Source organism: Microbacterium sp. FW305-3-2-15-F-LB2 (assembly GCF_058787255.1).
The window spans coordinates 3,403,288-3,413,644 of the sequence record NZ_JBYSZO010000001.1 but is presented as its reverse complement, the minus strand read 5'-3'; the positions used below and the strand labels follow the sequence as shown (position 1 = coordinate 3,413,644).

12 protein-coding genes are annotated in these 10,357 nt (G+C 69.3%); 11 read left to right on the top strand and 1 reads right to left on the bottom strand.

Annotated features, from left to right (window positions below; translation table 11 throughout):
• Nucleotides 1-28: 28 nt before the first annotated feature.
• The 11 genes from AC3WLZ_RS16435 to rpsN all read left to right on the top strand — a co-directional run bounded on the left by AC3WLZ_RS16435 (nucleotide 29) and on the right by rpsN (nucleotide 7,969).
• Nucleotides 29-1,027: a metal ABC transporter solute-binding protein, Zn/Mn family gene (locus AC3WLZ_RS16435; protein ID WP_492470798.1), complete on the top strand. Its 999-nt coding sequence runs from the start codon at nucleotides 29-31 to the stop codon at nucleotides 1,025-1,027.
• The gene (locus AC3WLZ_RS16430; RefSeq protein WP_492470797.1) at nucleotides 1,024-1,836 is read left to right on the top strand and encodes a metal ABC transporter ATP-binding protein; all 813 of its coding nucleotides are present in this window, start codon (nucleotides 1,024-1,026) and stop codon (nucleotides 1,834-1,836) included. The genes AC3WLZ_RS16435 and AC3WLZ_RS16430 overlap by 4 nt, the downstream gene beginning before the upstream one ends.
• Nucleotides 1,833-2,693, top strand: a complete 861-nt coding sequence (locus AC3WLZ_RS16425; protein WP_492470796.1) for a metal ABC transporter permease — start codon at nucleotides 1,833-1,835, stop codon at nucleotides 2,691-2,693. The genes AC3WLZ_RS16430 and AC3WLZ_RS16425 overlap by 4 nt, the downstream gene beginning before the upstream one ends.
• A gap of 49 nt (nucleotides 2,694-2,742) precedes the next feature.
• Nucleotides 2,743-3,156 (top strand): Fur family transcriptional regulator, encoded by a 414-nt coding sequence (locus AC3WLZ_RS16420; RefSeq protein ID WP_412925989.1) that lies wholly within the window; start codon nucleotides 2,743-2,745, stop codon nucleotides 3,154-3,156.
• On the top strand, nucleotides 3,137-4,171 hold the full coding sequence (locus AC3WLZ_RS16415; protein ID WP_412925988.1) for a permease: 1,035 nt from the start codon (nucleotides 3,137-3,139) through the stop codon (nucleotides 4,169-4,171). Before AC3WLZ_RS16420 ends, AC3WLZ_RS16415 begins: the two co-directional genes overlap by 20 nt.
• A complete protein-coding gene (locus AC3WLZ_RS16410) occupies nucleotides 4,164-5,021 on the top strand; it encodes a TIGR03943 family putative permease subunit (RefSeq protein ID WP_492470795.1) in 858 nt (285 codons plus the stop codon). The genes AC3WLZ_RS16415 and AC3WLZ_RS16410 overlap by 8 nt, the downstream gene beginning before the upstream one ends.
• A complete protein-coding gene (locus AC3WLZ_RS16405) occupies nucleotides 5,011-6,417 on the top strand; it encodes a hypothetical protein (RefSeq protein ID WP_492470794.1) in 1,407 nt (468 codons plus the stop codon). The genes AC3WLZ_RS16410 and AC3WLZ_RS16405 overlap by 11 nt, the downstream gene beginning before the upstream one ends.
• Nucleotides 6,414-7,115: a DNA-3-methyladenine glycosylase gene (locus AC3WLZ_RS16400; protein WP_492470793.1), complete on the top strand. Its 702-nt coding sequence runs from the start codon at nucleotides 6,414-6,416 to the stop codon at nucleotides 7,113-7,115. The genes AC3WLZ_RS16405 and AC3WLZ_RS16400 overlap by 4 nt, the downstream gene beginning before the upstream one ends.
• A gap of 139 nt (nucleotides 7,116-7,254) precedes the next feature.
• Nucleotides 7,255-7,491, top strand: a complete 237-nt coding sequence (gene rpmB, locus AC3WLZ_RS16395) for a 50S ribosomal protein L28 (RefSeq protein WP_013584774.1) — start codon at nucleotides 7,255-7,257, stop codon at nucleotides 7,489-7,491.
• Complete coding sequence (gene rpmG, locus AC3WLZ_RS16390) at nucleotides 7,491-7,661, top strand: 50S ribosomal protein L33 (RefSeq protein WP_013584775.1); 171 nt, start codon at nucleotides 7,491-7,493, stop codon at nucleotides 7,659-7,661. The genes rpmB and rpmG overlap by 1 nt, the downstream gene beginning before the upstream one ends.
• Nucleotides 7,662-7,663: 2 nt before the next feature.
• A complete protein-coding gene (gene rpsN, locus AC3WLZ_RS16385; protein ID WP_412925984.1) occupies nucleotides 7,664-7,969 on the top strand; it encodes a 30S ribosomal protein S14 in 306 nt (101 codons plus the stop codon).
• 67 nt (nucleotides 7,970-8,036) lie between these two features.
• On the opposite strand, the gene AC3WLZ_RS16380 is transcribed toward rpsN, so the two are convergent.
• Nucleotides 8,037-9,914, bottom strand: a complete 1,878-nt coding sequence (locus AC3WLZ_RS16380; protein ID WP_492470792.1) for an ETX/MTX2 family pore-forming toxin — start codon at nucleotides 9,912-9,914, stop codon at nucleotides 8,037-8,039.
• Nucleotides 9,915-10,357: the final 443 nt, after the last annotated feature.

Below are 10,357 nucleotides of genomic sequence, written 5' to 3'. Positions count from 1 at the left end.
GGTTATCACTACCGTTACAGTGGGGGACATGACCCGACGCCTCCTCGCCCCCCTCGTCCTCGGCGCGGCCTCCGTGCTCGCCCTCGCCGGTTGTGCCGGCACCGCTCCCTCGGCCGGCGGTACGACCGACGCATCCGGTAAGGTCTCGGTCGTGGCATCCACCGACGTCTACGGCTCGATCGCCGAGTCCATCGGGGGCGACTTCGTCGACGTCACCTCGATCATCACGTCGCCCACGCAGGACCCGCACGAGTACGAGGCCAGCGCGCAGGACCAGCTCACCCTCAAGGGTGCGCAGCTCGTCATCGAGAACGGCGCGGGCTACGACGCGTTCATGGAGTCGCTCATCGACGCCAGCGGATCGGATGCCGAGGTCCTCACCGCCGTCGAGTACAACCACGACTACCCCGGCGCGGAGTCGCACGACGACGCCAGCGCCTCGCCCAGCGAGAGCGCCGACGACCACGACCACGCCGAGGGCGACGGTCATGACCACATCGAGGGCTTCAACGAGCACGTCTGGTACGACCCGCACACGGTCGAAGACCTCGCGAAGGCCGTCGCCGAGCACCTCGGCGAGCTGGCGCCCGACCACGCGGCCGACTTCACCGCCAATGCCGACGCGTTCGTGCAGCAGATCGCCGGCCTCGAGGACTCGCTGGGCCAGATCGAGGCGAAGGATGCCGGCGCGAAGGTGTTCGTCACCGAGCCCGTGCCCGTCTACCTCATCGAAGCCGCGGGCCTGGTGAACGCGACCCCGAACGAGTTCAGCGAATCTGTGGAAGAGGGCCAGGACGTGCCGCCCGCGACCCTGCTGGAGTCGCTGCAGCTCATCGATTCGGGCGAGATCCGGGTCATGATCGTCAACCCGCAGACCGGTGGCGCCGAGACGACGCAGGTCATGGACGAGGCGAAGGCCAAGAACATTCCGGTGCTCGAGTTCACCGAGACCCTTCCCGAGGGCCAGACTTACCTCTCGTGGATGCAGAGCAACATCAGCGCGCTGTCGGACGCCCTGGCGGCGTGAGCGACGTCACACCCCTGCGCATCCGCGGAGCCGCGCTCGAACGCGGCGGCCGCGAGCTGTGGTCCGGGCTCGACCTCGAGGTCGGGCCCGGCGAGCTCGTTGCGGTCCTCGGCCCGAGCGGCTCGGGCAAGACGACACTGCTCCGGGCCATCCTGGGCCTCGAGCGGCTGAGCGACGGCACCATCGAGGCGCTCGGCACGCCCGTCCGCCGGGCGGGCAACCGGCGCATCGGCTACGTGCCGCAGCAGCGGCCCCTCCCGCGCGAAACGCCGTTGCGCGGTCGCGACATCGTCGGTCTCGGGGTCGACGGGCACCGGTTCGGGCTGCCGTTCTCGCGACGGAAAGACCGCGCCCGCATCGCCGAACTGCTCACCGCCGTCGGTGCCGACGCGTTCGCCGACCGCCCGGTGGGGTTGCTCTCCGGCGGCGAGCAGCAGCGGCTTCGTGTGGGCCAGGCGCTCGCCGACGACCCACGGCTGCTGCTGTGCGACGAGCCGCTGACGAGCCTCGACCTGGCCCACCAGCAGGCCGTGGTGCGGTTGATCGACCGTCACCGCCGCGAGCGCGACGCCGCTGTGCTGCTGGTCACCCACGACATCAATCCCGTGCTCGCGCACGTGGACCGCATCCTGTACATCGCGAACGGCCGTTTCACGCTCGGCACTCCGGACGAGGTGCTCACGTCCGAGACGTTGAGCGCCCTCTACGGCGCGCCCGTCTTCGTGACCCGCGCCGGCGGGCGACTCGTCGTCGTCGGGGCACCCGACGCCGACGAGGCCCACCACCACCACGACGAGGACGACGCATGAACTGGGCCGACGTGGGCGACGCGCTGTTCGGCGGCGTGAGCCAGTACGGGGCGATCCTCGAGCTGGTGCAGAACTCCGTGTACGCGGGTGCCGTGCTCGGGCTCGTGGGAGGACTCATCGGCGTCTTCGTCATGCAGCGCGACATGGCGTTCGCCGTCCACGGCATCAGCGAGCTGTCGTTCGCGGGTGCCGCGGTCGCCCTCCTCATCGGAGTCGACGTGGTCTCCGGCTCGATCGTCGGGTCGCTCATCGCGGCGGCGATCATCGGTCTCCTCGGCGCGCGCGCCCGCGACCGCAACTCGATCATCGGCGTGCTCATGCCGTTCGGTCTGGGCATCGGCATCCTGTGTCTCTCCCTCTACAACGGCCGCAGTGCCACGCGCTTCAGCCTGCTCACCGGACAGATCGTGTCGGTGCAGAGCGCGCAGCTCGGCTGGCTCGTCGTGATCGGTCTCGTGGTGCTGCTGGCGCTGCTGATGATCTGGCGTCCCCTGCGCTTCGACTCGCTCGACCCGCAGTCGGCCGCCGCCCGAGGCGTTCCCACGACCGCGGTGTCGCTCGGCTTCATGCTGCTGCTCGGCCTCATCGTCGCCGTCGCCGTGCACATCATCGGCGCGCTGCTCGTGATGGCGCTGCTGGTCACCCCGGCCGCGGCCGCGATGCGGGTGGCATCCGGGCCGCTTTCGGTTCCGGTCCTCGCGGCGCTGTTCGGCTTCGTCTCGGCGGTGGGCGGTGTGCTGCTGGCCGTCGCGGGAACGCTGCCGGTGAGCCCCTACATCACGACGATCTCGTTCGCGATCTACCTCGTCTGCCGCCTCATCGGCGCCCGCCGCGACCGCACCACGCGGGCGCTGTAGCGCCCGGCGTCCCCAGCCGTTTCACCGATCGCCTCGGTAGACTTCCCGCATGGTCCAGCGCAATACGTGGCAGCGCGAGCGCGTGCGCGAAGCTCTCGCCGGTGCCGGCGGCTTCGTCAGCGCGCAGTCGCTGCACGCGACCCTGCGCGACGAGAACACGGGTATCGGACTGGCCACGGTCTACCGGGCTCTCGCGGGGCTGGCCGCCCAGGGCGATGCCGATTCGCTGCAGAGCCCCGAGGGTGAGAACCTCTTCCGCGCGTGCGAGACCCGCGGACACCATCACCACCTGATCTGCCGCTCGTGCGGCGTCGCGGTCGAGATCGAGGCGGACGCCGTCGAGGAGTGGGCGCAGCGCACCGCCGCCCAGCACGGTTTCTCGCAGGCCGAGCATGTCGTCGACATCTTCGGTATCTGCGCCGACTGCGCGCAGGCGCGCGCCCGTGAGCGTGGCGACGAGTAGTCGCACGGTCGCGTCGGCGCCCCCGCGTTCCGGCGTCACCCGCACCCTCGTCGGCCTCGGCGTGGGCGTCGTCGTCGTCGCGGCGTTGTTCCTCATCGACGCTTTCGCCCCGACCTTCTTCTCCGCGCCGCTCCCCACTCGTGCGCAGGACGGCCTCACCCTCGCCCTCAGCGTCCTCATCGAGTCGCTGCCGTTCGTCGTGCTCGGCGTCCTGCTCTCGATCATCGTGCAGGTGTGGGTGCCGCCGGGTGCGATCGAGCGATGGATGCCACGCACCCCCTGGGCGCGCCGCGCGGTGCTGTCGCTGCTCGGCATGTTCATCCCGGTGTGCGAATGCGGCAACGTCCCGTTCGCGCGTGGCCTGCTCATGCGCGGGTTCCGGGTCTCCGACACGCTGACCTTCCTCGTGGCGGCACCGATCGTGAATCCGATCGTGATCATCAGCACCCACGCCGCGTTCGGCTTCAGCGACGGCATCCTGGTCGCGCGTCTCATCGGCGGCTTCCTCGTCGCGAACCTCATCGGTTGGCTGTACAGCCGGCATCCCGATCCCGACAAGCTCCTCACCGAGCGCTTCCTCGAGACGTGCGAGATCGTCGTCCAGGAACGCGGTGGCCGGGGCCGCCGGTCGCTCGCGCAGTTCGTCGTGGAGCTCCGGTCGGTCATGCCGGCCCTCATCATCGGCTCGATGATCGCGGGCGCCGTGCAAGTGCTGATCCCGCGGAGCGCGCTGCTGGCGATCGGCTCCGACCCGGCCCTCTCGATCGCGGCGATGATGGTGCTGGCCGTCGTGGTGTCGCTGTGTTCGAACGTCGACGCGTTCTTCGCGCTGTCGTTCGCGTCGACCTTCACGCCCGGCTCGATCGTGGCGTTCCTCGTCGTGGGTCCGGTCGTCGATCTCAAGATGTACGCGCTGCTGCGCACGACGTTCACCACGCGCGTGCTCGTCGGCCTGACCGCGGTGGTCGTGCTCTCGGCCTTCGCGCTCGGAACGGTGGTGAACCTCCTTGTCTAGAACGGGTGCTCTCGCCACGCGGTGGCTCGGTGTCGGGCTGACAACGTGTCTCGCCGTCACGACCATCGCGCTGTGGCTCACCGGACGCCTCGCGCTGTACGTGAACCCGGATTCGGCGTGGTTCGCCATCGGGATGGCGGTCGTCGCCGTGATCGGCGCGATCGCGACGTTCGCCCTGCCCCTCGGCGCCGAGGCCGACCACGGCCATGATCACGCGCACGGGCACGCCGTCGGGTTGGCGCCCGCGCGCCGCGAGGCCTTCGCGCACGCCGACCACGACCACGCCGACGCGCCCGACGAGCACGACCACGCCGCGAACGATCACCTCGCTGCCCGCCCGCGATGGACGGTCGCCGGTGTCGCCGCGTTCAGCGGCGGACTGATCGCGTCGGGGGCGGTCGTCGCGGTCCTCCTGACCCCGCCCGCCTCGCTCTCGGCCGAGCTCGCCGTGTCGCGCGACGTCGGCGCTCCGCCGCTGTTCGTCGGTTCCGACGTCGTGACCCTCGCCGCCTCGGGCGACACGTCGACGTTCGGCATCGGCGACTGGTCGGCGATCTTCGCGCACGCGACCAACCCCGAGACCTTCGACGGCAAGCCCGTGACCCTCACCGGGTTCATCACGCCCGGACAGGACGGCGCGACCTTCGACCTCACGCGCCTGGTGATCACGCACTGCGTCATCGACGCGCAGACCGCGCGACTGCCGATCACCGCGTCGGTGTCCGCTCCGTCGACGGGGCAATGGGTGACGGTGACCGGGACGGTGCGATCGAGCGGCGATGGGGCGCTGGAGGTGCGCGCCGACCAGGTCGCGGCGATCGACGAGCCGGCGGATCCGTATGAGTACTGACTCCCGCCGCGCCCGCGCGCGCAAGCGTCGCGGTCGCGGGTTCCTCCTCGCCTTCGCGGCGGTGCTCGGCGGGCTCGTCCTGGTGGGCGGCGTCGGCGGTGTGGTCTCCGTCGCGCAAGGCCCCCGGGTGACGGACGTGCAGGTCGACCCGGCGGCCGCCGTCGCGGCATCCGGTGCCCGTGTCATCCTCACGACGACCCAGTCGCTCGAGAAGGTCGATCCCTCGCAGGTGCAGGTCGAACCCGCTACGCCCTTCACCGTCGACACATCGGGGCGCAGCGTCGGCATCCGGTTCACGCTCCCGCTGCGGGACGACTCCGACTACACCGTCACCGTCAACGCCGTGAAGGGCCTCGGCGCCGGACCCGCGTCGACACTCAGCGAGTCTTTCCGCACCCCGCCCCTGACGGCGTTCCTGATGCAGCGCGGGACCGCCGACGGCGACACGATCTTCCGCACGGACTTGAAGGGTGAGGCGGGTCTGCCGGTCTTCACCCACGAGCACATCGAAGACTTCCGTGCCACGGCCAACCACCTCGTCGTGTCCGTTCGCGAGGGCGACCGCGCGCGGGTGATCGTGACCGATCTCGACGGGCAGAACGCCCACGACATCCCCCTGCCCGGGCCCGGGTTCGTCTCGAACCTGCAGTCGGCCGACCGGGGTGAGCGCGTCGGATTCACCTTCTCGGATGCCACCCTCGGCACCGCCGGAGGACGCGAGAGCAAACTCTTCACGGCGTCGGCCGCCGATGACGTGCCGCCGGTCGAGATCGGCTTGAACGGCGGGGACGTGCGTGTCGCCGACTGGCGGTTCGTGCCCGACACCGACAGCATGCTCGTGCTGACGTTCGACTCGCGTCTGCTCTTGACCGACGCACAGGGCGGCAACGCCGCGTCCCTGGGCAGCGCGCTGTCGATCGACGGCATCGCGCGCGGCTCCTCGGTGGCGATCGTCGAACGCCTCGAGGGCATCCGCGAGATCAACCTCACCGACGGATCGGAACAGGCGCTCGAAGACCCGGTCGATCCCCCCGGCATGCCGGGGCGCGCCACCCCCGTGCCCGGGACGGGAGCGGGCACGATCCGATCGTTCGCCGACATCGGGTCGGACGGGGCGTTCCGCGCCACGACCATCGGCCATGTCGACACCGACGGCACGGTGCGGCCGCTCCTCGAAGTGCCCGGCAGCGACACGGTGCTGCAGACGTGCGTGTCGCCGAGTGGGCGATACGCCGCCGTGCTCGTGGCGCCCAAGGCCATCGACAACCCCTTCGACCGCTACCAGCTCCCGCTGCCGGGTCGGCTGCAGACGCACCTCGTCGAGATCGACACGGGCCAGGAGCTCGCGGCCCTGCAGGGCTTCGACCTCTCGTGGTGCCAGGTGCCCCCGGGATGACACGCCCCGCGACGCGCGACGACCTGGCCGCCCTGCCGGTCGAGGTCGCGCCGCTCCTCCTCGGCGCCCACCTCGAAACCGTCGTGGCGGGGGAGCGCGTGGTCCTGCGTATCACGGAGGTGGAGGCGTATCACGGGCTCGGCACGGGCGATCGTCCCGACCCCGGGTCGCACGCCCGCGGTGGTCCGACCGCGCGGAACGCGACGATGTGGGGCGAGCCCGGACACCTCTACGTGTATCTGAGCCACGGCATCCATTCGTGCGTCAACGTCGTGTGCGGTCCCGAGGGGGTCGCCGGCGGTGTCCTGCTGCGCGGCGGCGAGGTGATCGAGGGGGCTGACGTGGCCGAGCGGCGTCGACGCGAACGCCGGGGCGTCGTGCGCGTGCCGCGCGACCTGGCCCGCGGACCCGGACGACTGGGGGATGCCGTGGGCCTTCGGCATCCGGTCCACGACGGGACCGACGCCGTCACCGGGGTCGAGCGCGCCGGGGCGCGGGCGCGGTTGCTCCTGCCCGGGCGGCTCTCGTCGCGGGTCGTCTCCGGTCCGCGGGTGGGCGTGGCGGGAATCGCGGGGACGGATGCCTTCCCGTGGCGGTTCTGGATCGACGGCGACCCGACGGTGTCGGCGTTCCGCTGGGGGCGCGGCGCCGCCGAGGCCGCCGCTCGTCAAGGCGACACGCCGGGCGTGCTAGACTGATCGCTTGTCTGCGCGCACTCCAGCACGCAGTACGTACCCCTTCTTCCGATCCTGGCCTCGTGCTGCGCCCGGAACGGGGTGCAGACAAGGGATCTTGGGTGACACCGTCCGGTGTCACGGTACAGAAGGAGACATCACCATGGCAGCAGTGTGCCAGGTGACTGGAGCGGTTCCCGGCTTCGGTCACAACATCTCGCACTCGCACCGCCGGACGAAGCGCCGCTTCGACCCGAACGTGCAGAAGAAGACCTACTTCGTTCCGTCGCTGGGTCGCAACATCAAGCTCAACGTCTCGGCGAAGGGCATCAAGGTCATCGACGCGCGCGGTATCGAAGCCGTCGTCCGTGACCTGCAGGCGAAGGGCGTGAAGCTGTAATGGCGAAGAAGGCTCAGGACGTCCGTCCGATCATCAAGCTGCGTTCGACCGCCGGCACGGGGTACACCTACGTGACGCGCAAGAACCGCCGTAACAACCCCGACCGCATCGTGCTGAAGAAGTACGACCCCGTGGTCCGCAAGCACGTCGACTTCCGAGAGGAGCGCTAAGCATGGCTAAGAAGAGCAAGATCGCGCGCAACGAGCAGCGCAAGGTCATCGTCGAGCGCTACGCCGCGAAGCGCGCCGAGCTGAAGAAGACCCTGGTCGACCCGACCGCGACCGACGAGGCCCGCGAGGCCGCCCGCGTGGGCCTGCAGAAGCTGCCCCGCAACGCGTCGCCCGCTCGCGTCCGCAGCCGCGACGTCATCGACGGCCGCCCCCGTGGTGTGCTGACGAAGTTCGGCGTCTCGCGTGTCCGCTTCCGCGACATGGCCCACCGTGGCGAGCTGCCCGGCGTGACCAAGTCGAGCTGGTAAGCACCGATTGCACCGCAAAGGGCGGGGGTTCCGAGAGGAGCCCCCGCCCTTCGGCGTTCGCCGACTGCTACGACCCCACGCGAACGTAGCTGGCCCAGTCGGCCCCGGAGCCCCAGCCGCCCACGGCGCTGGTAACGTTCTGGGCGACCTCGTTGTCGACGAAATACAGGTACCCGTCGGCGTCGAGGTAGAGGTGGTTCCCCACCGCCTTCGCGTCGTCGGGCAGCCAGACCTCATCTCGGATCGAGCGGTTGCCGGCGTTCCAGGAATGGCCGCGGCCGTCTGCGACGAAGGTGATCCAGTAGGCACTGATGCCGGAACCGCTCCCGATGCCGCCGGTCGCGGAGGTCACACCGGTCGCGACGACGGTGTCCCCGTAACTCAGGGTCCCGTCCGGAGCGAGGTAGGTGCGAATCCCGACTGCTGCGGTTCCACTCGGCAGGGCGCTGTCCTCGACGGGACCGGTCGTGTAATGGCTCCCCCAGGTGTACCCCTTGCCGCCACTGACATAAGTGACCCAATCGACCGAGGCCCAGCCGCCCGTGGCTGATGTGACATTCTGCGCGATTCGCCGGCTGCCGTAATAGAGGTCACCAGTAGGCGTGAGATATGTGTGAAAGCCCACCGCACGGGTTCCCGCGGCGAATGTACGCTCGAACTGGCCCACACTGCCGTCGAGGACGCGGGTGTACCCTCGGCCGTCGGCTCGGACATACGTCGTCCAGTCTTTTCCATTCCCCGGCGACCATCCGCCCGCAACGCTCGTCACGTTGCGATCGAGGACCGAGTCGACGTAGACGAGCGTCTTGTCGCCCTTGAGGTACGCGTGATTGCCGACAGCGACCGTGCCCAGTCCCGTGGGTGTCCACGTGCCCGGGGAGCCCCCGCTGGTGTTGAGGTCGGACGGGGTCGCGCACGGGACGATGCTGCGGAGGGAGTCGTCGGCTTCCGCCTGGGTCGTGACCGAGGGGAGCGAGCGCGTCTTGGCGGAGGGACTCGACGCCTTACCGGGGATGGCACCCCAGGAATCGTCGGTGATGCTGGATATCGAAGCACCGGTGGCCAGGTATGTGTCGGTCATCTCCGTGTGTGCTCGGGCGGCGACATTCGCGACCCAGTGCGCGGTGGCGTACTGACGGAGAATATTTCCGTCGACAGTGGTGTCCGGGAAGAGCGGGCCCTGATCCTCGTCTCGCTTCATCGCGGCGAGACGTCCGATGGGCACCTTCACGCTCGTTCCACATTTCTTCAAAATGACGTCGCCGCTCAGGGTGGCGGGGATCACGATATCGGCCTCATAGGTCCCCACATCGACCCACTTCCGAACACGCAGGCCAAACCCCGGCAGGACTTGCTCGTTCTGCGGCGGGGATGTGATCGTCTTCGTGTCCGACGTCGACACCGTCTCTTGCATGCCGTACTTGTAGGTGAAGTTAAATTCGGCTTTGTAGGCGATGCTGGCCGAGACCTTGGTCCCGTCGACTCCCACCTCCATCCCTTGCGTGTAAGTGAATCCCGTGGTGACCCCGAAGCTGAAGTCGTGGGTTCTGGTGGTGGTGAACGTATTCGTGTGAGCCCACGTCAAACTCAAGGAACTGAGCACCTTGTTCGGTTGGACCTTGCCGCCCACCAGCCATGCGTCGGGCCAGACAGGATTCTTCACGTCATCGTCCAGGAATTCGTGGTCGTCCGAGATCCACTTCTCGTTCGTCGCCACGGCGTCGCCGGTCTGGAGGGTCACTCCGGAGACGTCGAAAGTCACGCCGGCGAGTTCTGGGGCCTTCTGCAATGCCTCGATGATCTTCGGGTCGCCCTTGGGCGTCGGCGAGGGAGTCGGATACGGATCCGCGGCGAGCGCGGACCCGGCGGGTACCGCCGCAAGGACCGCGGAGGCGGCACAGACAATACCGAGGGCGCGCAGCCCTCTTCGTTGGATGAACGTCATCGTTCGTCGACCTTTCGAAGGGTGTTCGTCACGGTCCACGCACGAGTGCGACGCTGCAGGCGGGGGGACCGTTCGCTCGGGCCGCGGTGCGACCCGTGCGGTGATCGTCGCGTCCCCTCGCTCGCAAATCAATGCGCTGCTCTGTGTGGTCGGGCAGGGTGAAATGCCCTTCGCCGCGTGGCGAGAGGCGCTTGGCGGGCGTCAGCGCGCGTGACGGCCGTCACGAGTCGGCACCGTCGTCGCAAGAGATCCCGTTGCTGCTCGGGGTGGACTCAATTCCTCTTCCCCCGGGATTCACCCGTTTCAGGAAGTCACGTGGGTCGAGCGGGGGCAACGACGCCGAGGAGCCGCGCGCTCCGCGCCCTGACTTCGCCTGCGTTTCCCGGGCATCCCCTTCGTTCGCTAGGCTTCGCGCGAAGGCGGCGGGGCACCGACCTTCGTCT

Coding starts and splice junctions, on each gene's coding strand:
- AC3WLZ_RS16400 (WP_492470793.1), top strand. CDS start 6,414: ATGACACGCCCCGCGACGCGCGACGACCTGGCCGCCCTGCCGGTCGAG.
- rpmB (WP_013584774.1), top strand. CDS start 7,255: ATGGCAGCAGTGTGCCAGGTGACTGGAGCGGTTCCCGGCTTCGGTCAC.
- rpsN (WP_412925984.1), top strand. CDS start 7,664: ATGGCTAAGAAGAGCAAGATCGCGCGCAACGAGCAGCGCAAGGTCATC.
- AC3WLZ_RS16405 (WP_492470794.1), top strand. CDS start 5,011: ATGAGTACTGACTCCCGCCGCGCCCGCGCGCGCAAGCGTCGCGGTCGC.
- rpmG (WP_013584775.1), top strand. CDS start 7,491: ATGGCGAAGAAGGCTCAGGACGTCCGTCCGATCATCAAGCTGCGTTCG.
- AC3WLZ_RS16380 (WP_492470792.1), bottom strand. CDS start 9,914: ATGACGTTCATCCAACGAAGAGGGCTGCGCGCCCTCGGTATTGTCTGT.
- AC3WLZ_RS16425 (WP_492470796.1), top strand. CDS start 1,833: ATGAACTGGGCCGACGTGGGCGACGCGCTGTTCGGCGGCGTGAGCCAG.
- AC3WLZ_RS16435 (WP_492470798.1), top strand. CDS start 29: ATGACCCGACGCCTCCTCGCCCCCCTCGTCCTCGGCGCGGCCTCCGTG.
- AC3WLZ_RS16420 (WP_412925989.1), top strand. CDS start 2,743: ATGGTCCAGCGCAATACGTGGCAGCGCGAGCGCGTGCGCGAAGCTCTC.